The following is a 21,636-nucleotide window of genomic DNA, read 5'->3' on the forward strand; positions in this document are numbered from 1 at the left end:
GCTGGCCAGTTGCTGTTGCAGTTGGGCGATTTCGGCCTGCTGCTCGCTGCTGGGGCTGTCGAGTTTTTCCAGCTTGCGTAGCTGGGCCTTGAGCATGGCGGCTTCGATCTTGGCTTTTTTCAGCGCCTCGTCCTGGCCGGCGGGAGCAGCGGCTGGCGGTGTGCTGGGCGTGCTGGCCTGGGCGGCCTGCAGGGCCTGTTCGGCCGCCTGGGCCGCAGCGCGTAGCTCGCTGACCTGGTTCTGCAGCTCGGCGGTGTCGTGGATGGCCAGCTGTTTTTCCGCTTTTTTCAACGCCACCTGAGCCATGCTCGCGGCAATCTTCAGGCGCTTGAGTTGCTCATCGGCAGGTGTGGTCTCGGCTGCCGGTGCAGGGCTGGCGGCTTGGGCTGCCTTGGCCTTGGCTGCACGTTCTGCGCGTGCCTGGCGTTCGGCTTCCTTTTGCTCTTCGGCACGGCGCAGGCGTTCCTGACGCTGCTCAAAGCGCTGTTTGGAGTGTTCGGCCTTGAGTTGCTTTTGTTCCAGCTCGCGGATTTCCGCTTTGGCCGCGCGGTAGTACTGCACCAGCGGGATGCTCGAAGGGCAAACATAGGCACAGGCGCCACACTCGATGCAGTCGAACAGGTTGTGTGCCTTGAGCTGTTCATGCTGTTGGCCGAGGGCAAAGAAATGCAGTTGCTGCGGCAACAGGCTGGCCGGACAGGCGTCGGCGCATTCGCCGCAACGAATACACGGCAATGCGGGCGGCGCTGGCGGCAGTTCCTCGCGGGTGACGGCCAGCAGGCAGTTGCTGGTCTTGATCAGCGGGACATCCAGAGAGGGCAGGCTAAAGCCCATCATCGGCCCGCCCATGATCAGGCGGTCGAGGCGCTGCTCTGCCAGACCGGCAAAGGCCAGCAGTTCGCCAACCGGGGTGCCGATCAGCGCCTGCACATTGCCCGGGCGCGTCAGCGCTTCGCCAGTGAGGGTGGTGACGCGCGAGATCAGCGGCTTGCCCAGTACCACGGCATCATGGATGGCAACACAGGTGCCGACGTTCTGGCAGAGCATGCCGATATCGGCAGGCAAGCCACCGGATGGCACTTCTTTGCCGGTGAGGATCTGGATCAGTTGTTTCTCGCCACCCGAGGGATACTTGGTGGGGAATACCTTGAGCGTGTAGCTGCGTTGCTGCAGGGCCTGACGCAGTGCGGCAATGGCTTCAGGCTTGTTGTCCTCGACACCAATCAGCACCTGGTTGGGCTGGATCAGTTGCACCAGGATGTCGATACCGGAGACCAGCTCGCTGGCGCGTTCGCGCATCAGTACATCGTCAGCGGTGATGTACGGCTCGCATTCGGTGCCGTTGATGATCAGCGTGTGGATCTTCTGCGAGGGGCGCGCGGTGAGCTTGGCCGCGCTGGGGAAGCCGGCGCCACCCAGGCCACTGATGCCGGCCTGGCGGATTTTCTCCAACAGCTCGCTGGCCGAGAGGTGCCGGTAGTCGGCACAGGGTTCTAGCTCGCACCAGGTGTCCTGGCCGTCGGTATCGATGACGATGGCCGGCGCACTGAAGCCCGATACATGCGGATAGGGTTGCTCGCCGATGAAGCTTACGGTGCCGGAGCTGGGAGCGTGTACGGCCGCGCTGATCAGGCCGTTGGCGGCGGCGATCAACTGGCCTTTGAGTACCTGTTCGCCAACCTGTACGCACGGCTCGGCGGGCGCACCAATATGCTGGGTGAGCGGCACAATCAGGCGGGCCGGCAGGGGCGCGGCGATGATCGGTGTGCGGTTGGACAGTGCCTTCTGTTCCGGCGGATGGATGCCGCCGGGAATATCCCAGATACGCAGTTCGGCATTCATGCAGCATGCTCCCGGTCGGTGGCGATCAGTTGGCCGGGAGCCAGTGGCAGGCTCCATTTCCAGCCTTGCAGCGACTGGCCAAGCGGGATCATATCGATGCAATCCACCGGGCAAGGCTCCACGCAGAGGTCGCAGCCGGTGCATTCACTGCTGATCACTGTGTGCATCTGTCGCGCGGCACCGACGATGGCATCTACCGGGCAGGCCTGGATGCACTTGGTACAGCCGATGCACTCGGCCTCGCGAATGAAGGCCACCATGGGCGGTTTTTCACCTTCGGCAGCGTCCAGGGGCTCGGCTTCCACGTCGAGCAGGTCGGCCAGCGCCTGGATGGTCGCTTCACCGCCGGGTGGGCATTTATTGATCTTGTCGCCGTTGGCGATGGCCTCGGCGTAGGGCTTGCAGCCAGGGTAGCCACATTGGCCGCACTGGGTTTGTGGTAGCAGGGCATTGATCTGCTCGGCGATGGGGTCGCCCTCTACCTTGAAACGTACCGCGGCGAAACCGAGGATGGCGCCGGCCAGCAGACACAGGACAAGCAGTGCCGCAACGGCAATCAGCACCAGGCTCATAGCTTGATCAACCCGGCAAAGCCCATGAAGGCCAGTGACATCAGGCCGGCGGTGATCATGCCGATGGAGGCGCCCTGGAAGGGCTTGGGCACATCGGCAATGGCGATACGCTCACGCAGCGCTGCGAACAGCACTAGCACCAGAGAGAAGCCCAGGCCGGCGGCAAAACCGTTGAGGCTGGCGCTGAGGAAGGTGTATTCGCTGCGGTTGGCATTAAGCAAGGCCACCCCCAGAACGATGCAGTTGGTGGTGATCAGCGGCAGGAAGATGCCCAGCACCCGATACAGCAACGGACTGGTCTTTTGCACCACCATCTCGGTGAACTGCACCACCACGGCAATGACCAGAATGAAACTCATGGTGCGCAGGTATTCCAGGTCCAGCGGCTTGAGCACATAGTGCTGCAGCAGATAGCTGCAGATGGCCGCCAGGGTCAGCACGAAGGTGGTGGCCAGCGACAAACCAAGCGCGGTCTCGATCTTCTTCGATACGCCCATGAACGGGCACAGGCCGAGGAACTGCACCAGTACGAAGTTGTTCACCAGAATGGCGCTCACCATGATCAGGGCGAGTTCGGTCATGCGCTGTGCCTCATGCAAAAGAGCATCGCAGATGGGCCTGGGGGAGAAAATTAGGCGGCTTATTATCTGGAGAAGCCGCCATGTGCTGCAAGCTGCAAGTGACTGCCCGCCCGTGGCATGGCATCGCTTGCGCCTGCTGCCCGCGGCGTAGCTATTTGACCCGTTGTCCCGGCTTGGCGCCGCTGTCCGGGCTGAGCAGGTAGATTTCGCTGCCGCCGGGGCCGGCGGCCAGCACCATGCCTTCGCTGATGCCGAACTTCATCTTGCGCGGGGCCAGGTTGGCCACGTACAGGGTCAGGCGGCCTTCCAGCTCGCTCGGGTTCGGGTAGGCGCTCTTGATGCCGCTGAACACGTTGCGCTTGGCGTCGCCGATATCCAGGGTCAGGCGCAGCAGTTTGTCGGCGCCTTCGACGAACTCGCACTTCTCGATCAGCGCGATGCGCAGGTCGACGGCGGCAAAGGCGTCGAAGTTGATCTCGGCGGCCAGCGGGTCCTTGCTCAGTTCGCCATTGCCGGCGGCGGCCGGTGCGGCGTTCTCGGCGGCGAGGTCTTCCTTGGAGGCTTCGATCATGGCGTCGATTTTTGCCGGCTCGATGCGGGTCAGCAGCGGGTTGAACGGATTCAGTTGGTGGTTGGCCAGCGGCGTGGCCAGATCGGCCCAGCTCAGTGGCGCTACATTGAGGAAGGCCTCGGCATCGGCAGCCAGCTTGGGTAGCACGGGTTTCAGCATGATCACCAGCTGGCGGAACAGGTTGACGCCCAGGGCGCAGATTTCCTGCACTTCGGCCTGCTTGCCTTCCACCTTGTTCAGTGACCACGGCGCCTTGTCGGCGATCCAGGCATTGGCGCGGTCGGCCAGGGCCATGATTTCGCGCATGGCGCGGGCGAAGTCGCGGGCCTCGTAGGCGTCGGCAATGCTCGGCGCGGCGGCCTGGAAGGCGTCCCACAGTTCCGGCTCGGGATTGGCGCTGACCAGTACGCCGTTATTGCCCTTGTGGATAAAACCGGCGCAGCGGCTGGCGATGTTGACCACCTTGCCGACCAGGTCAGCATTGACCTTCTGCACGAAGTCCTCGAGGTTGAGGTCGAGGTCATCGACGCTGCGGCCCAGCTTGCTGGCGTAGTAGTAACGCAGGTATTCCGGGTTCAGGTGATCCAGATAGGTGCGCGCCTTGATGAAGGTGCCGCGCGACTTGGACATCTTCTGGCCGTTGACGGTCAGGTAGCCGTGCACGTTGACCGCGGTGGGCTTGCGGTAGCCGGCGCCTTCGAGCATGGCCGGCCAGAACAGGGCGTGGAAGTTGACGATATCCTTGCCGATGAAGTGGTACAGCTCGGCGGTGGAGTCCGGGGCCCAGTAAGCGTCGAAATCCAGCTCCGGGCGCTTGGCGCAGAGGTTCTTGAAGCTGGCCATGTAGCCGACCGGGGCGTCCAGCCAGACATAGAAGTACTTGCCCGGCTCATCGGGAATCTCGAAGCCGAAGTAGGGCGCGTCGCGGGAGATGTCCCACTCCTGCAGGCCACCATCCAGCCATTCGGCGATCTTGTTGGCCACGGCATCCTGCAGGGTGCCGCTGCGCGTCCAGCTTTTCAGCATGGCTTCGAAGTCGGGCAGCTTGAAGAAGAAGTGCTTGGATTCCTTGAGCACCGGCACGGCGCCGGAAATGGCCGAGCGTGGGTTCTTCAGGTCGGTCGGCGCGTAGGTGGCGCCACACTTCTCGCAGTTGTCGCCGTACTGGTCCTCGGCTGCGCACTTGGGGCAGGTGCCCTTGATGAAGCGGTCGGCGAGGAACATGCCCTTCTCGGGGTCGAAATACTGGGTTACCGAACGGGTGGCGATGTGGCCCTTGTCGCGCAACGCCAGGTAGATGCCCGAGGCCAGCTCGCGGTTTTCTTCGGCGTGGGTCGAGTGGTAGTTGTCGAAGTCGACCAGGAAGTCGGCGAAGTCGGCGCTGTGCTCGGCCTGCACGTTGGCGATCAGCTGTTCCGGGGTAATCCCTTCCTTCTCGGCGCGCAGCATGATCGCCGAACCGTGGGCGTCGTCGGCGCAGACGTAGGTGCACTGGTTGCCGCGCAGTTTCTGGAAACGCACCCACATGTCGGTCTGGATGTACTCGAGCATGTGGCCCAGGTGAATGGAGCCATTGGCGTAGGGCAGGGCGCTGGTAACGAGAATCTTGCGGGCTTCGGACATGGTGAGCGGGCCATCGGGTGTTACAAAGGAAGTCGGGCACTATAAAGCAGCCGCCAGTTGCAAGCCACCCGCCGTGCGCTCGCTGTGGCGCGCGCTGCTGGTATGATGCCCGCCTGTTTTGCTCAGTCTTTTGGAGTTGCCCCATGAGCGCCGTTACCCGCCAAGCGGTCGAAGCCTGCCTGCGTCAGTTCACCGATCCTCATCTCAATCAGGACCCCGTCTCTGCCGGCTGTCTGCGTGAGGTCGATATCCAGGGCGAACGGCTGAGCGTGCGCCTGGAACTTGGCTATGCCGCCGGGCTATTCAAGAGTGGCTGGGCGCAAATGTTGCAAATGGCCCTGGAGAATCTGCCGGGAGTGAGTGCGGCGCAGGTGCAGGTCGATGTGCAGATTGCTGCGCATGCTGGAGCAGGCCAGGTGCCGGCACTGGCTGGAGTGAAAAACATCATCGCAGTGGCTTCGGGCAAGGGCGGGGTGGGCAAGTCCACCACGGCAGCCAACCTGGCGCTGGCCCTGGCGCGTGAAGGGGCGCGGGTAGGTATGCTCGATGCGGACATCTATGGCCCCAGCCAGGGCTTGATGTTCGGCATTGCTGAGGGTACTCGCCCGCAGGTGCGTGAGCAGAAGTACTTCGTGCCGTTGCAGGCGCATGGCGTTCAGGTGATGTCCATGGCCTTTCTGGCGGATGACAACACGCCGATGGTCTGGCGTGGGCCGATGGTGTCCGGGGCGCTGATTCAATTGATTACCCAGACAGCCTGGGACGAGCTGGACTACCTGGTCGTCGATATGCCGCCGGGTACCGGCGATATTCAGCTGACCCTGGCGCAGAAAGTGCCGGTTAGCGGTAGCGTGATTGTGACCACGCCCCAGGACATAGCCCTTCTGGATGCCCGCAAAGGCATCGAGATGTTCCGCAAGGTACATATTCCGGTATTGGGTGTTGTGGAAAACATGGCGGTGCATATCTGCAGTAACTGCGGGCATGCCGAGCATCTGTTCGGTGAAGGCGGCGGCGAGAAACTGGCCGCGCAGTATGCTGTCGACCTGCTGGCGTCACTGCCTTTGTCGATGGCCATTCGTATGCAATGCGATGGCGGCCGACCGACCACCATCGCCGATCCGGAAAGCCAGATCGCCATGCTCTACCAGCAGATGGCGCGTACCGTCGGTGCCCGCCTGAGCCAGTTGAGTCAGGCGGGGGTGCCGAGCATCAGTGTCAGTGATGACTGATGGGCATAGGCGGCCTGTGCCGCCTGCTTAGCCGAAGAACTTGCCGAGCATGCGTGAGACAAAGCCCTGGTCCAGGCTTTTTTTCACGCACGGCACATAGTGCTGGTCTTCGCGCTTGATGTGATTGATCAGCCATAGACCGATGTCTACGCGTAGCTCGCGTGCCACGCGCATCGGATCCGCGCCCTGATCAAGCCGCACTGCATAGTTGTTGGCACGTTCACGGAAGGCCTCATGCACTTGTCGGTGAGCTGCCAGCATGGCGTAGCCGGCCTTTTCCATCAGTGACTCTTCGAAGGTGTTGTGGGAAATCGCGTAGTCGATCAGCCCGCGTACGATCAGGCTGACCTGTTCACTGGCTTCGGCGGCAATGGCCGCTTCGATCTCGGCAAAGTAGTCGAACAGGCGTCTGTGTTGCTGGTCGATGATATCGATGCCCGTCTCGAACTCGCTGGACCAACTGATTTCAAAACCCATAGTGCGTGCTTCCATGTCATTTATTGTTGTTGTTGCCGGCTAAAAACCATGCAAAAAGTATGGTGTTTATTTTCTGGCGCTAGCCCTTTGACATGGATCAAGCTCTGGCGCTTTTGCGGGAAGGCTTTTCGGCGCGCATAAAAAAACCCGCCGAAGCGGGTTTTTTCAGTGCGGAGGGGTTCAGATAACCTGAACTTCCTCGGCCTGCATGCCTTTCTGGCCGCGAGTAGCGACGAAAGACACGTTCTGACCTTCTTTCAGGCTCTTGAAGCCGTCGCCTTGGATGGCTTTGAAGTGCACGAACAGGTCGTCACCGGATTGCGGGGTGATGAAGCCGAAGCCTTTCTCATCGTTGAACCACTTGACTACGCCAGTTTGACGATTGGACATGATGTATCTCCTTGAGACGATGGGTATTCCATCTCCGGAACGGCCCGGACATGGACTGAGTGCAGCGAGCAAAAGGAGTCGTCGGATCCAGCGATCAGGTAGCGATTCACGGTGACACAATGCAAACAGGCCGCCACAGTAGCCCCTTTGCGGTCATTAAGCCAGGGAAACTTCGCTTTATTTCCAGAGGCTGCTGGCGCTGGCGGATTGACCGGTGGCGCCAGCCCGTTAAGATGCGCGCTGTTTTCTCTTTTTATCCAGCTTCTCAGGACGCCCGCCATGAGCATCAAATCGGACAAGTGGATTCGCCGCATGGCGCAGGAACACGGCATGATCGAACCCTTCGTCGAGCGCCAGGTGCGTACCGAAGGCAGTGAGCGCCTGATCTCCTACGGCGTGTCCAGCTACGGCTACGATGTGCGCTGCGCCGACGAGTTCAAGGTGTTCACCAATATCCACTCGGCCACCGTGGACCCGAAGAACTTCGATGAGAAGAGCTTTGTCGATGTCAAAGGTCCGGTGTGCATCATTCCGCCGAACTCCTTCGCCCTGGCGCGCACCGTCGAGTATTTCCGTATTCCACGCGATGTGCTGACCATCTGCCTGGGCAAGAGCACCTATGCACGCTGCGGCATCATCGTCAATGTGACGCCGCTGGAGCCGGAGTGGGAGGGGCATGTGACCCTGGAGTTTTCCAATACCACCACGCTGCCGGCGAAGATCTATGCCAACGAGGGCGTGGCGCAGATGCTCTTCCTGCAGTCGGACGAGCCCTGCGAAGTGTCCTACAAGGATCGCGGCGGCAAGTACCAGGGACAGACTGGCGTTACCCTGCCGCGTACCTGATGTGACAAGCCAACAAAAAGCCCCGCCCGGTGTGTGCCGTGCGGGGCTTTTTGTTGGCTGTTACAGGCGTTTGGCGCTGATGATCAGTACCGGTTCTTGTGGCACGTTCTGGTGCATGCCATACATGCCGGTGGGCACCTTGGCGATGGCGTCGACCACCTCCATGCCCTTGACCACCTTGCCGAACACCGCGTAGCCAAAGTCGCGTGCGCCATTGTCGAGGAAGGCGTTATCGGCGTGGTTGATGAAGAACTGGCTGGTGGCCGAGTCGACAGCCTGGGTGCGGGCCATGGCGATGCTGCCGCGCAGGTTCTTCAGGCCATTGTTGGCTTCGTTGCGGATCGGTGCGCGGGTGCGCTTTTGCTGCATGTCCTTGTCAAAACCACCCCCCTGAATCATGAAGTCGGGAATTACGCGATGGAATTGCGTGCCGTCGTAGTGGCCGTCTTCGACATAGGCCAGGAAGTTTTCCACGCTGATCGGTGCCTTGCCGGCATCCAGTTCCAGTTCGATCTCGCCCATGCTGGTGGTAAGCAGCACGCGCGGATTGTCGGCAGCCAGCAGTTGGGCGCTGAAAACCAGGGCGCAGGTGGCGAGCAACAGACGTTTGAGCATGATCAGTCCTTCTTGGTGGTGGGGGAATCGAGTTCATGGAGAAAGGCCAGCAGGCACTGGTTGAAGGCCTCGGGTTGATCCATGGGCGTGGCGTGGCGTGAGTCTTCGATGACCACCAGCCGGCCATGGGGCAACTGTTGCACATAAGCCTGTTTGCTCGCCACTGACGTGTAGTCGCGGTCGGCACTGACCACCAGGCACGGGCAGCTGATGCGCCCCAGGTGTTCGCGCACACTCCAGCCGATGATCGCATCGAGGGCGCTCAGGTAGGCGCGCTTGTCATTTTCCGGCCAGCGTTGCTGGATTTTCTCGCGCAGAGCCTGTTGTTCGGCCTTGGGGAACAGCAGGCGGCCCAGCCCGTTGGCGATTTGTTCCATGCTCAGCAGGCGCGACAGGCTCCAGCGCTTGGCGATTTCCAGCCAGTCACGCAGGCTGTGCGCCTTGACCTCCGGGCCGCTGTTGACCACGGTGAGGCTGCGTAGCAGCTGCGGTTGGTCGACGGCCAACTGGAAGCCGACCATGCCGCCCATGCTGATGCCCACCAGGTGTACCGGCGGAAGCTCTAGGTGGCGGATCAGCGCGCCGACGTCTTCGGCAAAGCCGGCAATGCTGTAACGCTCGCGGGGCTTGTCGGAGCGGCCATGGCCGCGCAGGTCGAGACTGATGACCTGGAAGTGTTGCTTGAGTACCGGTAGCTGGTATTCCCAGTCGCGTGTGCTGGAGCCCAGGCCGTGTACCAGTAGCACGGGCTGGCCGCGGCCATGGATTTCGTAGTGCAGGCGGCAGTCGCCCTGTTTGAACTCAGACATCGGCAGGTTCCTTTGCGGTGAGGGCCGCGGGCGCGGCAAATGCGGCATCCAGCGGCAGGGCATCGAAGGTCTTGATCAGCTCGACCAGAATCTGGCTGGCCGGGCCCAATGGCTTGTCCTTGTGGCAGTACAGGTTGAAACGTGGACGCTTGCGCATACCGCTGGCCAGCGGAAGCGGCTTGAGTCGACCTTCTTCCAGCTCACGCTGCATCAGGTGCCGGGGCAGCCAGGCAAAGCCCAGGCCATTGGCGACGAAGGTTACCGCCGTACTCAGGCTGCTGACCGTCCAGCGTTGCTCGGCACCCAGCCAGCCGACATCGCGCGGGCGTTGCTGGCCGGAGTCGCGAATCACCACCTGCAGCTGGCTCTGCAGGTCTTCCAGGGTGAGTTGCCGCTGCATCTGGTGCAGGGCATGGGCGGGGTGAGCCACGGCGATGAACTCCACTTCGCCCAGTTCATGGCCCAGGTAGCCGACGATGCTCAGGCTGCTGATCGCCAGGTCGGCAGTGCCGTCGAGCAGGACTTCCTCGACGCCGGAGAGTACTTCTTCGCGCAGGCGTACCCGGCAGCCGCGGCTTTGCGGCATGAAAGCTGCCAGGGCACGCAGCAGGCGTTCGGTGGGGTAGGCGGCATCGACCACCAGGCGTACTTCAGCCTCCCAGCCCTGTTCCATGTTGCTGGCCAGGTCTTCCAGTTGTTTGGCCTGCAGGAGCAGCTGGCGCGAGCGGCGCAGCAGTACCTCGCCGGCTTCAGTGAGCACCGCCTTGCGCCCCTCGATGCGCAGCAGCGGGACGCCCAGTTGCTCCTGCATGCGCGCCACGGTGTAGCTGACCGAGGACTGCGAGCGGTGGATGGCTTCAGCGGCCTGGGCAAAGCCGCCATGATCGACCACGGCTTGCAAGGTGCGCCATTGTTCCAGGGTCACGCGCGGCGCTTTCATCATTGCCCCCTTGTGGCCTAAGCTGGGCGCCCCCGATGCTGGAGGCCCTCCATGAAACGAATCATCTGTTGTGCGCTGCTGCTCATGCCCTTGCTGGCGCAAGCCTTTCCCAAAGAGATCGAGAAGCAGCTCAACGGTAGCGAAATTTCGGCCAGCGTGATTGCCATCGATCACAACCTGGCAGGTTTGCAGCTCTATAACTATGGCGGCCAGGCCGCGCAGTGCGAGGCGCGCTTTCGCAGCGGTCCGGAAGCGCCCAAGGTGCGGCGCGCCGAGTTGGCGCCGGGGGCCAGTGCCAACTTCAGCGTGCGCTTTACGCGCAGTGTGCTGCGTTTGCGTGTGCAGTTGACCTGTAAGCCGTTAGCTCAAGATTAAATCGATTTTATCGATCTTTAAAAGCGATTAATTGCGCTATTTAATCGTTTTTTTGCGGGATAACCTGTTCTCTATCGCATCCCCACCGCTGGAGAAAAGCCCATGTCCCGTATGCTCGTCATTGAAAGCAGTGCCCGCCAGGAAGGTTCGGTATCCCGTCAGTTGACCCGTCGCCTGGTCGATGCCTGGCAGGCCCGGCATGCCGCTGACACGGTGGTCTGGCGAGATCTGGCTGCGCAACCTGTGCCGCATCTCGATGCCGATCTGTTGCAGGCCTGGATGCAGCCGGCAGACCAGCTCAGCACTCCGCAGCAACAGGCGCTGCAGCGCTCCGACAGGCTGATTGAGGAGTTGCTGGCGGCTGATGTGCTGGTTATTGCCGCGCCCATGTACAACTTCATGATTCCCAGCACCCTCAAGGCCTGGTTCGACCACGTGCTGCGTGCCGGGGTGACCTTCCGTTACGGCGCCAATGGCCCGGAAGGCTTGCTGCGCGGCAAACGGGCCGTGGTGTTGACTGCGCGCGGGGGTATCTATGCCGGTGGCCCGCAGGATCTGCAGGAGGCTTATCTGCGCCAGTTGCTGGCCTTTATCGGTATCCATCAGGTTGATTTCGTACATGCCGAAGGGCAGAGCCTGGGCCAGCCGTTGCAGCAGGAGGGGCTGGACAAGGCGCTAGGCCAGTTGGCCGCGCTGGGTTGATTGACTGCTTGCCGTTTGCTCCTTTGCGGCATAGCCGCCGTGTTGCCGGAGTGTCGCAATCAGCGGCGAAGATGGCGGACATGGCGGCTTTTTTTGTGCCGCCAGTCGGCTATTTTCACGGTAAGACCATGGTCGAATGGCCCGCACCGAGGCTGCCGACTACAACTGTAGACATACAAAAACAACAACGTCTCGAGGTTCCGTGTCATGAGCGCCACCCTGTATCCGGTTCGCCCGGAAGTCGCCGCCAATACCTTTACCGATGAAGCCACCTACAAGGCCATGTACCAGCAGTCGGTGATCAATCCCGATGGTTTCTGGCGCGAGCAGGCCAAGCGGCTCGATTGGATCAAGCCGTTCAGCAAGGTCAAGCAGACCACCTTCGATGACCATCATGTGGACATCAAGTGGTTCGCCGATGGCACCCTGAACGTGTCGGCCAACTGCCTGGATCGTCATCTGGAAACTCGCGGTGACCAGTTGGCGATCATCTGGGAGGGCGATGATCCGGCCGAGCACCGGCATATCACCTATCGCGAGCTGCACGAGGAAGTCTGCAAGCTGGCCAACGCCTTGCGTGGCCAGGACATCCATCGCGGTGACGTGGTGACCATCTACATGCCGATGATTCCGCAGGCCGTCGTCGCCATGCTGGCCTGCGCGCGTATCGGCGCGATCCACTCGGTGGTGTTTGGTGGTTTCTCGCCGGAAGCCCTGGCCGGACGCATCATCGACTGCAAGTCCAAAGTGGTGATTACCGCCGACGAAGGCTTGCGTGCCGGCAAGAAGATTCCCCTGAAGGAAAACGTCGACGAGGCGCTGACCAACCCGGAAACCGCCAGCGTGCAAAAGATCATCGTGGTCAAGCGCACGGGCGGCAACATCAAGTGGCACCAGCACCGTGACATCTGGTACGACGACCTGTTGAAGGTGGCGGGTAGCGTCTGCGCACCCAAGGAAATGGGCGCGGAAGAAGCGTTGTTCATCCTTTACACCTCCGGCAGCACGGGCAAGCCCAAGGGCGTGCTGCACACCACCGGTGGTTATCTGCTGTATGCCGCACTGACTCATGAGCGAGTGTTCGACTATCGCCCTGGCGAGGTCTACTGGTGTACCGCCGATATTGGTTGGGTGACCGGGCATAGTTACCTGGTCTATGGTCCGCTGGCCAACGGCGCGACCACCCTGATGTTCGAAGGTGTGCCCAACTACCCGGATGTGACCCGGGTGGCGAAAATCATCGACAAGCACAAGGTCAACATCCTCTACACGGCACCTACCGCCATCCGCGCCATGATGGCCGAGGGCAAGGCGGCGGTGGAAGGAGCGGATGGCTCCAGTCTGCGTCTGCTGGGTTCGGTGGGTGAGCCGATCAACCCGGAGGCCTGGCAGTGGTACTACGAGACAGTGGGGCGCTCGCGCTGCCCGATCGTCGATACCTGGTGGCAGACCGAAACCGGTGCCTGCCTGATGAGCCCCTTGCCGGGAGCACATGCTCTCAAGCCAGGCTCCGCAGCACGGCCGTTCTTTGGTGTGCAGCCTGCGCTGGTGGATAACTTGGGCAACATCCTGGACGGTGCCACCGAGGGTAATCTGGTGATCACCGATTCCTGGCCGGGGCAGGCGCGGACGCTGTTCGGCGATCATGATCGTTTCGTTGATACCTACTTCAAGACCTTCAAGGGCATGTACTTCACCGGCGATGGTGCGCGTCGCGATGAGGACGGCTACTACTGGATCACCGGGCGGGTGGATGACGTGCTCAATGTCTCCGGGCACCGCATGGGCACTGCCGAGGTGGAGAGCGCCATGGTTGCGCATCCCAAGGTGGCCGAGGCAGCGGTGGTGGGCGTGCCGCATGACATCAAGGGGCAGGGCATTTATGTGTACGTGACGCTGACGTCGGGCGAGGAGCCTTCCGAACAGCTACGTCAGGAACTGAAGAATTGGGTGCGCAAGGAAATCGGTCCCATCGCCACGCCGGATGTCATCCAGTGGGCGCCAGGGCTGCCTAAGACCCGCTCGGGCAAGATCATGCGCCGTATTCTGCGCAAGATCGCCGTCGCCGAATACGATGCCCTCGGCGACATCTCCACGCTGGCCGATCCCGGCGTGGTGCAGCAGCTCGTCGAAACGCATCGTCAGATGCAAGCCGCCTGATCCGTGTGGCGGGCTGCCCAGGTGGCCCGTCGCGAAGCGATCCGGCACATTCCGGTCACAAGCCGGGATGCCCAGCGCCCTGCGCGACTCAGTCGCGTGGGGCGTTGTCTTTATGGCTGCCGTTGTAGAGCGGGCCGCCCTGTTGCCGATAGCAGTGCAGCAACTGGCGGGCCTGCTGGGCGGCCAGCCCGCCACGCACCTGTATGCCGCGCTCGCGCAGCTGATTTGCCCAGTGGGCGGGTTTGTCGCCTTCGTCAAAGCCGATGGCGCGTACGTCAGCATCGCTGGCGGCATACAACAGGCTGCTGATTCCCGCCCAATGCAGGGCGCCCAGGCACATGCTGCAGGGTTCGGCACTGCTGACCAGTTGCGCGCCAACCCTGGTCAGCTGGTAGTCCCCCAGGTGCTGCTCAGCCATGGCCATGGCCAGGACTTCGGCGTGCGCCAGCGATTGTTGCTGGCGCGTGACCTGGTTGACGCCAGCGCCCAGCAGGCGTCCTTGCGCGTCGAACACGGCGGCGGCGAAAGGACCGTCACCGGCCTCGATGTTGCGCCGCGCCAGTTCCAGCACCAGTTGCATGCGTTGTGCGTCACTTGGCCAGTGGCTGGGCTGGCTGGCCAGGTAGTCACGTAGCCAATGCGGTAGTGTCAGGTGCAGCAGGCTGGGCAGGGGCATGAGCAGGCTCCCGGATAAGGCTTGGGCGTAATGCTCCGCCGGATAGGCGTGTGAGGGCAAGAGGCGCCCTGAATGGGGGCATGTCTGGGAGGTGTTGGTTTTTTTTGGTGCTTTTATCGATTTAAATCGGTTGTTCGGGCGGTTGGCTCATGAGGTGTTACCGAGCGTAGCCGGGCCGCTACCGGCTGTCACACCAGGCTTTGGCAGTGGTTTTGGAAGATTATGGAAAGCCTTGGATAGGCTGGTAATGGCCAGTGTGGCTCGGTTCTTGAAAGGATTTACAGATTTTTATTCCTGTCTTGTTGGTCATTTTTTTGCTGCGCTGTCAAGGCGCTGTTCTGCTGGCGCAGGTTGTTCTGTAATTAGTTGTCGCATTCAGGAAATATCGGACTGCGACCTGTCGCTAGAATGCCGGCCTACTGGCGGGTCGTCGCCGGCGCCGTGTTCCCCGCGCCGACAGCCCGTCTCCGCTCATTTTTGCAGGGTGCAGGCCTGGCCTGGCGCTGCCACTGTTTCGCAGGAGTTGCCACGATGAATAAGCTCGCTGTGCTGGGCGCCGTTGCCCTGTCGCTGTTTGCCGGCCTGGCCCAGGCGGAGAAACCGCTGCGTATTGGTATCGAGGCGGCTTTCCCGCCCTTTGCCTTCAAGACCCCGCAAGGGCAGATCAGTGGTTTCGACTATGACATCGGCAATGCGCTGTGTGCGCAAATGCAGGCCAAGTGCCAGTGGATCGAGCAGGAGTTCGACGGGCTGATTCCGGCGCTCAAGGTGCGCAAGTTCGACGCCGTGTTGTCCTCCCTGTCGATCACCGAGGATCGCCTGAAGTCGGTGGACTTTACCGACAAGTACTACCACACCCCGGCCAAGCTGGTGATGAAAGAGGGCAGCGCGCTGGGCGAGTTGCCGCAAGCGCTCAATGGCAAGAAGATCGGTGTGCAGCGTGCCTCGGTGTACGACCGCTTCGCCACCGAGCGCTTTGCTCCGGCTGGCGCGCAGATTGTTCGCTACAGCTCGCAGAACGAAGTATTCCTCGACCTGGCTGCCGGCCGTTTGGATGCCAGCCTGGCTGACGTGGTCAATATCGACGAAGGCTTCCTGGCCACTGACGCCGGCAAGGGCTTTGCTCTGGTGGGGCCTGACTTCACCGATCATGATTATTTCGGTCTGGGCATCGGCATTGCCGTGCGCAAGGGCGACCGGGCGCTGGCTGAGCGTTTCAACAAGGCGATCGCCGAGATTCGTGCCAATGGCACTTATCAGCAGGTTCAGGACAAGTACTTCAAGTACGATATCTACGGCCAGTGATCACCCGCCTACGGGCGCGCGCCGGAGCCTCTGGGAGCCGGTGCGCGCCCGTGGCGTTTGAGGAACGCAACTTATGCTTCACGGTTATGCGCCCACCATTCTTGAAGGTGCCTGGCTGACCTTGCAACTGGCCTTGCTGTCTATGCTGGTGGCCATTGCCCTTGGCCTGCTCGGTGCTGCGCTGCGTCTGTCGCCGCTGCGCTGGCTTGCCCTGCTGGGTGAGGTGTATGCCACGGTAATTCGTGGTATCCCCGATCTGGTGCTGATCCTGTTGATCTTTTTTGGTGGGCAGCAGCTGGTCAACCAACTGGCGCCACTGGTTGGCTACGAGGACTACATCGATATCGACCCGTTCTGGTCTGGCGTGCTGACCCTGGGGTTCATCTTTGGTGCCTACCTGTCTGAGACCTTTCGTGGCGCCTTTCTCGGTATTGCCGCCGGGCAGGGCGAGGCCGGATTGGCCTACGGCATGAGCCGCCTGCAGGTGTTCTTGCGCATTCTGGTGCCGCAGATGGTGCGCCTGGCGATCCCCGGCTTTACCAATAACTGGCTGGTGCTGACCAAGGCGACCGCGCTGGTGTCGGTGGTTGGCCTGCAAGACATGATGTTTCGTGCCAAGAATGCGGCTGACGCGACGCGCGAGCCTTTTACCTTCTTTCTGGCCGTGGCTGCGCTCTACCTGCTGCTGACCAGCGTGTCGCTGCTTTTACTGCGTTTCGTCGAGAAGCGCTACAGCGCCGGCGTCAAGCTGGCCGAACTGTGAGGGCGCCGCGATGAGTTTCGATATCGCCCTGGTCTGGGCCAACCTGCCGATGTATGGCCAGGGCATTCTGGTGACCCTCAAGCTGTTGCTGATTGCCCTGGCAGTTGGCTTGTTGCTGGCCGTGCCGTTGGCGCTGATGCGTGTATCGCGGCGGCCCTGGGTGAATTTCCCGGCCTGGCTGTATACCTATGTGATTCGTGGCACACCGATGCTGGTACAGCTGTTCCTGGTCTATTACGGCCTGGCGCAGTTCCACAGCGTGCGTGAGAGCTGGCTGTGGCCCTGGTTATCGGATGCCACCTTCTGCGCCTGTCTGGCCTTTGCCATCAATACCAGTGCCTACACCGCGGAGATCCTTGCCGGTAGCCTGAAAAGCACCGCGCATGGCGAAATCGAAGCGGCGCGGGCCATGGGCATGTCGCCCGGCCTGCTGTATCGGCGCATCCTGTTGCCTTCGGCCTTGCGCCGTGCGCTGCCGCAGTACAGCAATGAGGTGATCATGATGCTGCATACCACCAGCCTGGCATCGATCGTGACGCTGATGGATATCACCGGTGCGGCGCGAACCTTCAATGCGCAGTACTACCTGCCGTTCGAGGCCTTCATCACCGCCGGGCTCTGCTATCTGCTGCTGACCTTCGTATTGGTGCGCCTGTTCAAGCTCGCCGAGCGGCGCTGGCTGGCCTACCTGGCACCGCGCCGGCACTGATCTGATCTTTGTTTTGTGCCCGCCGCTTGCCGCGAGCGGGTTGGGAGACTGGCATGTACAAGCTAGAAGTCGACGATTTGCACAAGCGCTACGGCAGCAACGAAGTGCTCAAGGGCGTCTCGCTGGCGGCGCGTGCCGGTGATGTCATCAGCATCATCGGCTCCAGCGGCTCGGGCAAGAGTACCTTCCTGCGCTGTATCAACCTGCTCGAGCAGCCACATGCCGGACGTATCTTGCTCAATGGCGAGCAATTGCGCCTCAAGGCCGGCAAGGACGGTGCGTTGCATGCGGAGGATGCCCGCCAGTTGCAGCGCATGCGTTCGCGACTGGCCATGGTGTTCCAGCATTTCAATCTGTGGTCGCACATGAGTGCGCTGGATAACGTCATGGAAGCCCCGGTGCATGTGCTGGGCATGGCCAAGCGTGAGGCGCGCGAGAAAGCCGAGTACTACCTGGCCAAGGTGGGGGTTGCCCACCGCAAGGAGGCTTATCCGGCACACATGAGTGGCGGTGAGCAGCAGCGCGTGGCGATTGCCCGGGCGCTGGCCATGGAGCCGGAGGTGATGTTGTTTGACGAGCCCACCTCGGCACTCGACCCCGAGCTGGTAGGCGAAGTGCTCCGGGTGATGCAGGACCTGGCCCTGGAGGGCCGCACCATGGTGGTGGTAACCCACGAGATGGGCTTTGCCCGCGAAGTTTCGAACCAGTTGGTGTTCCTCCATAAGGGGCTGGTCGAGGAGCGTGGTTGCCCCAAGGAAGTGCTGGCTAATCCGCAGTCCGAGCGCTTGCGCCAGTTTTTGTCCGGCAGTCTCAAGTGAAGCGCGGCTACACTGTGCGTGTTGCCTTGTCTGTGCCCCTGCGGGCGCAGCTGGCGTCTGGCCTTTATCGTCGGTCGCTCAACGCGCCGGCCCGCCCTGGTCGATAACCCTGCTCATGACTCATAGCGCCCACCGCATTGCTTTTCTCTACTGGCCGGGTACCCGCCCGGTCACGCTGGCCTTGGCCGAAGAGGCCTTGCAGACGGCGCGTCGCGTACAGCCGCAGCTCAGTTATGAAGTGCTGTTCATGCAGGCCGAACCCTGTGCCGAGGGTGCCTGGGGGTTGCCCGGGCAGTTGTGGGATGAGCGTCTGGAGAGTTGTGGGCGCGTCATCCTGCTGGCTGATGAGCCGCCCGCCGGTGTCTCGCCAGCACTTGCCCAATGTTTGCGTCAGCAGGTGCGGGCTGGCGTGCTGCTCGGGGCGTTCTCGGCCGGGGTCTATGCACTGGCCCAGTTGGGGCTGCTGGATGGTTACCGTTGTGCCGTGCATTGGCGCTGGCAGGATGATTTTGCCGAGCGTTTCCCCAAGGTCATTGCCACCAGCCACCTGTTCGATTGGGATCGTGACCGTTTCACGGCCTGCGGCGGCCTGGCAGTGCTGGACCTGTTGCTGGCCATGCTGGCGCGCGACCAGGGTGCCGAGCTGGCGGGTGCGGTCAGCGAGGAGTTGGTGGTCGAACGTATTCGCGAAGGGGGTGAGCGCCAGCGCATTCCGCTGCAGAACCGGCTGGGTTCGAGCCATCCCAAGCTGACCCAGGCCGTGCTGTTGATGGAGGCGAATATCGAGGAGCCGTTGACCACCGACGAGATCGCCCAGCATGTCTGCGTATCGCGTCGTCAGCTGGAGCGTATCTTCAAGCAATACCTCAATCGTGTGCCCAGTCAGTATTACCTGGAGCTGCGCTTGAACAAGGCTCGCCAGCTGCTCATGCAGACCAGCAAGTCGATCATTCAGATCGGCCTGTCCTGCGGCTTTTCCTCTGGGCCGCATTTCTCCAGTGCCTACCGTAATTTCTTTGGTGCTACGCCGCGCGAGGACCGCAACCAGCGTCGTGGTGCCAGCCAGGCCGAGGCTGCGGGCAGCGAACGCGGCTGATCCGTGCCGGCAAACGCTGCGCGCCAGGCGGCACAGGGTTTACACTGCGCCTTTGCATAGCTTTCTGTCGCATCCGTGCAAGCTGGCAAAAAAGCCGGTTTGCCGCTGTAACAAGTTGTCGCTTGGCGGCAATGCCCCGGCTCATGCAGTCCCTACAATCCTTTCATCGCTAGCCCTAACCGGCAGGAGAATCCTTGATGTCCGCTGAGCATGTGTCCGTAGCCCGCGCTGATTTCGACCAGTACCTGGTGCCCAACTACGCCCCGGCCGCTTTCGTGCCGGTGCGCGGCCAGGGGTCTCGCGTGTGGGACCAGAGTGGACGCGAGCTGATCGACTTTGCCGGCGGTATCGCCGTCAACGTGCTTGGGCATTGCCACCCGGCGCTGGTGGCGGCGCTGACCGAGCAGGCCCAACAGCTCTGGCATATTTCCAACGTGTTCACCAACGAGCCGACCCTGCGCCTGGCCCGCAAGCTGGTCGAAGCGACCTTTGCCGAGCGGGTGTTTTTTTGCAACAGCGGTGCCGAGGCCAATGAGGCCGCTTTCAAGCTGGCGCGGCGTGTAGCCCATGACCGCTACGGTGAGGACAAGTACGAGATCATTGCGGCATTCAACAGTTTCCACGGACGTACCCTGTTTACCGTCAACGTCGGCGGGCAGCCCAAGTATTCGGATGGCTTCGGGCCGAAGATCAGCGGCATCACCCATGTGCCTTACAACGACCTGGAAGCACTCAAGGCGGCTATTTCCGAGAAGACCTGCGCTGTGGTGCTGGAGCCTATCCAGGGCGAGGGCGGCGTGCTGCCGGCCGAACGGGCCTACCTGGAGGGCGCGCGCGCACTGTGCGATCAGCACAATGCGCTACTGGTCTTCGATGAAGTGCAAAGCGGTATGGGACGTAGTGGCGAGTTGTTTGCCTACATGCACTACGGTGTGACCCCGGACATTCTGTCCAGTGCCAAAAGCCTGGGTGGTGGTTTTCCGATCGCCGCCATGCTGACCACCAGCGAGCTGGCCAAGCATCTGGCCGTCGGTACCCATGGCACTACCTACGGGGGCAACCCGCTGGCCTGTGCGGTCGGCGAAGCGGTGATCGATATCGTCAATACGCCGCAGGTGCTGGACGGCGTCAAGGCGCGCAGCGAGCAGTTCCGCGAGCGTTTGCAGGCCATGGGGCAGCGTCATGGCCTGTTCGAAGAGGTGCGCGGCCTGGGGCTGTTGCTTGGTGCAGTGCTCAATCCGGCCTGGCAGGGTAAAGCCAAGCAGGTTCTCGATGCCGCCGTGGCAGAAGGGCTGCTGGTGTTGCAGGCTAGCCCGGACGTGGTGCGCTTTGCGCCCAGCCTGGTGATCGAGCAGGCCGATATCGATGAAGGCCTGGCCCGTTTCGAGCGTGCCCTGGCGCGCCTTAGCCAGGCTTGATCCTGGCGCCCGCTGTTTTCAAGGAGTTTGCCGATGCTCGTCCTGCGTCCTGCTCAACTGGCCGACCTGGCCGATGTCCGTCGCCTGGCGGCGGACAGCCCGGTGGGGGTGACCTCGCTGCCGGATGACGACGAGCGCCTGCGCGAGAAGATCGTGGCCTCGGAGGCGTCGTTTGCCGCCGAGGTCAGTTTCAATGGCGAGGAAAGTTATTTCTTCGTGCTTGAAGATACCGAGCAGGGCCGCCTGGTCGGCTGCTCGGCGATCGTCGCCTCGGCCGGCTATTCCGAACCGTTCTACAGTTTTCGTAATGAGACCTTTGTGCATGCCTCGCGCTCGCTGGGTATTCACAACAAGATCCATGCCCTGTCGCTGTGTCATGACCTGACCGGCAACAGCCTGCTGACCAGCTTCTACATTGAGGCAGCGCTGGTGCAAAGCGCCTATGCCGAGCTGGTTTCGCGTGGTCGTCTGATGTTCGTGGCCAGTCACCCGGAACGCTTTGCCGATGCGCTGGTGGTGGAGATCGTTGGCTACAGCGACGAGCACGGCGACTCGCCGTTCTGGGATGCGGTGGGGCGCAACTTCTTCGATATGAACTACACCGAGGCCGAGCGCTTGTGTGGCCTGAAGAGTCGCACCTTCCTGGCTGAGCTGATGCCTCACTATCCGATCTATGTGCCGCTGCTGCCGGATGCCGCCCAGGAGTCCATGGGCCAGGTGCACCCGCGTGCCCAGGTGACCTTCGATATCCTCATGCGTGACGGTTTCGAGACCGACCGCTACATCGATATCTTCGATGGCGGGCCGACCTTGCATGCGCCTACTTCAGGGATTCGCTCGATTGCGCAGAGTCGTGTCGCGGCCGTGCGGGTGGACAGCGAGACGGCGCCGGGCCATGCCTGCCGTCCGTACTTGCTGTGCAATGGTCTGTTGCAGGATTACCGCGCCCTGGTGGCTGAGCTGGACTGGGCACCGGGGCGTCCGGTCAGCCTGACCCCGGCGATGGCCGAGGCCCTGGGGGTGGCGGCAGGCGACAGCGTACGCCTGGTGGCCGTGTGAAGGCTGCCGAGCAGCCCGTCTGATATCCATTCGCGGCGCGTCGCCAGTCGCCGATAG

At 62.0% G+C, this 21,636-nt stretch carries 22 protein-coding genes; 12 read left to right on the forward strand and 10 right to left on the reverse strand.

What is annotated here, in order from left to right; translation table 11 throughout:
• The 4 genes from rsxC to metG form a co-directional block, all read right to left on the reverse strand.
• Nucleotides 1-1,842: electron transport complex subunit RsxC (gene rsxC / locus CFY91_RS14875; RefSeq protein WP_093987174.1), on the reverse strand; the 1,842-nt coding region annotated here is incomplete at its 3' end.
• Complete coding sequence (rsxB, locus tag CFY91_RS14880) at nucleotides 1,839-2,414, reverse strand: electron transport complex subunit RsxB (RefSeq protein WP_093987175.1); 576 nt, start codon at nucleotides 2,412-2,414, stop codon at nucleotides 1,839-1,841. The genes rsxB and rsxC, both read right to left, overlap by 4 nt.
• Nucleotides 2,411-2,995, reverse strand: coding sequence for an electron transport complex subunit RsxA (gene rsxA / locus CFY91_RS14885; protein WP_093987176.1), 585 nt, complete (start codon nucleotides 2,993-2,995; stop codon nucleotides 2,411-2,413). The genes rsxB and rsxA overlap by 4 nt, the downstream gene beginning before the upstream one ends.
• A 151-nt stretch (nucleotides 2,996-3,146) precedes the next feature.
• Nucleotides 3,147-5,189 carry a methionine--tRNA ligase gene (gene metG / locus CFY91_RS14890; RefSeq protein WP_093987177.1) on the reverse strand — a complete coding sequence of 681 codons (2,043 nt, stop codon included), beginning with the start codon at nucleotides 5,187-5,189 and terminating at the stop codon, nucleotides 3,147-3,149.
• A gap of 143 nt (nucleotides 5,190-5,332) precedes the next feature.
• On the opposite strand from metG, the gene apbC reads away from it, so the two are divergent.
• Nucleotides 5,333-6,421 carry an iron-sulfur cluster carrier protein ApbC gene (apbC, locus tag CFY91_RS14895; protein ID WP_093987178.1) on the forward strand — a complete coding sequence of 363 codons (1,089 nt, stop codon included), beginning with the start codon at nucleotides 5,333-5,335 and terminating at the stop codon, nucleotides 6,419-6,421.
• A 27-nt stretch (nucleotides 6,422-6,448) separates the two neighbouring features.
• Here the strand turns inward: apbC and CFY91_RS14900 are convergent, their stop codons facing one another.
• Together CFY91_RS14900 and CFY91_RS14905 are read right to left on the reverse strand one after the other, a co-directional pair.
• Nucleotides 6,449-6,898, reverse strand: a complete 450-nt coding sequence (locus CFY91_RS14900) for a bacteriohemerythrin (RefSeq protein ID WP_093987179.1) — start codon at nucleotides 6,896-6,898, stop codon at nucleotides 6,449-6,451.
• 180 nt (nucleotides 6,899-7,078) lie between these two features.
• Nucleotides 7,079-7,288: a cold-shock protein gene (locus CFY91_RS14905; protein ID WP_093987180.1), complete on the reverse strand. Its 210-nt coding sequence runs from the start codon at nucleotides 7,286-7,288 to the stop codon at nucleotides 7,079-7,081.
• Nucleotides 7,289-7,567: 279 nt separating this feature from the next.
• On the opposite strand from CFY91_RS14905, the gene dcd reads away from it, so the two are divergent.
• Nucleotides 7,568-8,134, forward strand: a complete 567-nt coding sequence (gene dcd, locus CFY91_RS14910; RefSeq protein ID WP_093987181.1) for a dCTP deaminase — start codon at nucleotides 7,568-7,570, stop codon at nucleotides 8,132-8,134.
• A gap of 60 nt (nucleotides 8,135-8,194) precedes the next feature.
• Here dcd and CFY91_RS14915 read toward each other — a convergent pair whose 3' ends face one another.
• The 3 genes from CFY91_RS14915 to CFY91_RS14925 are packed head-to-tail and all read right to left on the reverse strand — an operon-like array spanning nucleotide 8,195 to nucleotide 10,498.
• Complete coding sequence (locus CFY91_RS14915; RefSeq protein ID WP_093987182.1) at nucleotides 8,195-8,749, reverse strand: peptidylprolyl isomerase; 555 nt, start codon at nucleotides 8,747-8,749, stop codon at nucleotides 8,195-8,197.
• Nucleotides 8,750-8,751: 2 nt separating this feature from the next.
• A complete protein-coding gene (locus CFY91_RS14920) occupies nucleotides 8,752-9,558 on the reverse strand; it encodes an alpha/beta fold hydrolase (RefSeq protein ID WP_093987183.1) in 807 nt (268 codons plus the stop codon).
• The gene (locus tag CFY91_RS14925) at nucleotides 9,551-10,498 is read right to left on the reverse strand and encodes a LysR family transcriptional regulator (RefSeq protein ID WP_093987239.1); all 948 of its coding nucleotides are present in this window, start codon (nucleotides 10,496-10,498) and stop codon (nucleotides 9,551-9,553) included. Before CFY91_RS14925 ends, CFY91_RS14920 begins: the two co-directional genes overlap by 8 nt.
• A 51-nt stretch (nucleotides 10,499-10,549) precedes the next feature.
• Here CFY91_RS14925 and CFY91_RS14930 point away from each other — a divergent pair, with 51 nt between their 5' ends.
• The 3 genes from CFY91_RS14930 (at nucleotide 10,550) to acs (ending at nucleotide 13,735) form a co-directional block, all read left to right on the forward strand.
• Nucleotides 10,550-10,873 (forward strand): 3-phosphoglycerate kinase, encoded by a 324-nt coding sequence (locus CFY91_RS14930; protein ID WP_093987184.1) that lies wholly within the window; start codon nucleotides 10,550-10,552, stop codon nucleotides 10,871-10,873.
• Nucleotides 10,874-10,975: 102 nt separating this feature from the next.
• A complete protein-coding gene (locus CFY91_RS14935; RefSeq protein ID WP_093987185.1) occupies nucleotides 10,976-11,575 on the forward strand; it encodes an FMN-dependent NADH-azoreductase in 600 nt (199 codons plus the stop codon).
• A gap of 207 nt (nucleotides 11,576-11,782) precedes the next feature.
• A complete protein-coding gene (acs, locus tag CFY91_RS14940; RefSeq protein WP_093987186.1) occupies nucleotides 11,783-13,735 on the forward strand; it encodes an acetate--CoA ligase in 1,953 nt (650 codons plus the stop codon).
• A gap of 88 nt (nucleotides 13,736-13,823) precedes the next feature.
• On the opposite strand, the gene CFY91_RS14945 is transcribed toward acs, so the two are convergent.
• A complete protein-coding gene (locus CFY91_RS14945) occupies nucleotides 13,824-14,411 on the reverse strand; it encodes a nucleoside deaminase (RefSeq protein WP_093987187.1) in 588 nt (195 codons plus the stop codon).
• Between the two features lie 531 nt (nucleotides 14,412-14,942).
• On the opposite strand from CFY91_RS14945, the gene CFY91_RS14950 reads away from it, so the two are divergent.
• From CFY91_RS14950 to aruF, 7 genes are all read left to right on the forward strand, one after another.
• Nucleotides 14,943-15,716, forward strand: coding sequence for an ABC transporter substrate-binding protein (locus CFY91_RS14950; protein ID WP_093987188.1), 774 nt, complete (start codon nucleotides 14,943-14,945; stop codon nucleotides 15,714-15,716).
• Nucleotides 15,717-15,789: 73 nt separating this feature from the next.
• Entirely contained in the window at nucleotides 15,790-16,479 is a 690-nt protein-coding gene (locus CFY91_RS14955) for an ABC transporter permease (protein ID WP_093987189.1), read from the forward strand.
• 10 nt (nucleotides 16,480-16,489) lie between these two features.
• Nucleotides 16,490-17,188, forward strand: a complete 699-nt coding sequence (locus CFY91_RS14960) for an ABC transporter permease (RefSeq protein WP_093987190.1) — start codon at nucleotides 16,490-16,492, stop codon at nucleotides 17,186-17,188.
• A 53-nt stretch (nucleotides 17,189-17,241) separates the two neighbouring features.
• Nucleotides 17,242-18,006, forward strand: a complete 765-nt coding sequence (locus tag CFY91_RS14965) for an ABC transporter ATP-binding protein (protein ID WP_093987191.1) — start codon at nucleotides 17,242-17,244, stop codon at nucleotides 18,004-18,006.
• Between the two features lie 115 nt (nucleotides 18,007-18,121).
• Nucleotides 18,122-19,102, forward strand: coding sequence for a GlxA family transcriptional regulator (locus CFY91_RS14970; protein ID WP_093987192.1), 981 nt, complete (start codon nucleotides 18,122-18,124; stop codon nucleotides 19,100-19,102).
• A 197-nt stretch (nucleotides 19,103-19,299) separates the two neighbouring features.
• Entirely contained in the window at nucleotides 19,300-20,520 is a 1,221-nt protein-coding gene (locus tag CFY91_RS14975; RefSeq protein WP_093987193.1) for an aspartate aminotransferase family protein, read from the forward strand.
• Between the two features lie 33 nt (nucleotides 20,521-20,553).
• Complete coding sequence (gene aruF, locus CFY91_RS14980) at nucleotides 20,554-21,579, forward strand: arginine/ornithine succinyltransferase subunit alpha (protein WP_093987194.1); 1,026 nt, start codon at nucleotides 20,554-20,556, stop codon at nucleotides 21,577-21,579.
• Nucleotides 21,580-21,636 lie beyond the last annotated feature (57 nt).

Origin of the sequence: Pseudomonas fluvialis, assembly GCF_002234375.1 — a bacterium.
In the GTDB taxonomy this organism is placed as follows: Bacteria; Pseudomonadota; Gammaproteobacteria; order Pseudomonadales; family Pseudomonadaceae; genus Aquipseudomonas; species Aquipseudomonas fluvialis.

What these genes read in the sequence shown, in the direction of transcription:
- apbC (WP_093987178.1), top strand. Translation starts at nt 5,333, where the DNA reads ATGAGCGCCGTTACCCGCCAAGCGGTCGAAGCCTGCCTGCGTCAGTTC.
- CFY91_RS14930 (WP_093987184.1), top strand. Translation starts at nt 10,550, where the DNA reads ATGAAACGAATCATCTGTTGTGCGCTGCTGCTCATGCCCTTGCTGGCG.
- CFY91_RS14975 (WP_093987193.1), top strand. Translation starts at nt 19,300, where the DNA reads ATGTCCGCTGAGCATGTGTCCGTAGCCCGCGCTGATTTCGACCAGTAC.
- metG (WP_093987177.1), bottom strand. Translation starts at nt 5,189, where the DNA reads ATGTCCGAAGCCCGCAAGATTCTCGTTACCAGCGCCCTGCCCTACGCC.
- rsxB (WP_093987175.1), bottom strand. Translation starts at nt 2,414, where the DNA reads ATGAGCCTGGTGCTGATTGCCGTTGCGGCACTGCTTGTCCTGTGTCTG.
- rsxA (WP_093987176.1), bottom strand. Translation starts at nt 2,995, where the DNA reads ATGACCGAACTCGCCCTGATCATGGTGAGCGCCATTCTGGTGAACAAC.
- CFY91_RS14965 (WP_093987191.1), top strand. Translation starts at nt 17,242, where the DNA reads ATGTACAAGCTAGAAGTCGACGATTTGCACAAGCGCTACGGCAGCAAC.
- acs (WP_093987186.1), top strand. Translation starts at nt 11,783, where the DNA reads ATGAGCGCCACCCTGTATCCGGTTCGCCCGGAAGTCGCCGCCAATACC.
- CFY91_RS14905 (WP_093987180.1), bottom strand. Translation starts at nt 7,288, where the DNA reads ATGTCCAATCGTCAAACTGGCGTAGTCAAGTGGTTCAACGATGAGAAA.
- CFY91_RS14915 (WP_093987182.1), bottom strand. Translation starts at nt 8,749, where the DNA reads ATGCTCAAACGTCTGTTGCTCGCCACCTGCGCCCTGGTTTTCAGCGCC.
- CFY91_RS14945 (WP_093987187.1), bottom strand. Translation starts at nt 14,411, where the DNA reads ATGCCCCTGCCCAGCCTGCTGCACCTGACACTACCGCATTGGCTACGT.
- aruF (WP_093987194.1), top strand. Translation starts at nt 20,554, where the DNA reads ATGCTCGTCCTGCGTCCTGCTCAACTGGCCGACCTGGCCGATGTCCGT.
- CFY91_RS14935 (WP_093987185.1), top strand. Translation starts at nt 10,976, where the DNA reads ATGTCCCGTATGCTCGTCATTGAAAGCAGTGCCCGCCAGGAAGGTTCG.
- CFY91_RS14950 (WP_093987188.1), top strand. Translation starts at nt 14,943, where the DNA reads ATGAATAAGCTCGCTGTGCTGGGCGCCGTTGCCCTGTCGCTGTTTGCC.
- CFY91_RS14970 (WP_093987192.1), top strand. Translation starts at nt 18,122, where the DNA reads ATGACTCATAGCGCCCACCGCATTGCTTTTCTCTACTGGCCGGGTACC.
- CFY91_RS14925 (WP_093987239.1), bottom strand. Translation starts at nt 10,498, where the DNA reads ATGAAAGCGCCGCGCGTGACCCTGGAACAATGGCGCACCTTGCAAGCC.
- CFY91_RS14960 (WP_093987190.1), top strand. Translation starts at nt 16,490, where the DNA reads ATGAGTTTCGATATCGCCCTGGTCTGGGCCAACCTGCCGATGTATGGC.
- CFY91_RS14955 (WP_093987189.1), top strand. Translation starts at nt 15,790, where the DNA reads ATGCTTCACGGTTATGCGCCCACCATTCTTGAAGGTGCCTGGCTGACC.
- CFY91_RS14920 (WP_093987183.1), bottom strand. Translation starts at nt 9,558, where the DNA reads ATGTCTGAGTTCAAACAGGGCGACTGCCGCCTGCACTACGAAATCCAT.
- dcd (WP_093987181.1), top strand. Translation starts at nt 7,568, where the DNA reads ATGAGCATCAAATCGGACAAGTGGATTCGCCGCATGGCGCAGGAACAC.
- CFY91_RS14900 (WP_093987179.1), bottom strand. Translation starts at nt 6,898, where the DNA reads ATGGGTTTTGAAATCAGTTGGTCCAGCGAGTTCGAGACGGGCATCGAT.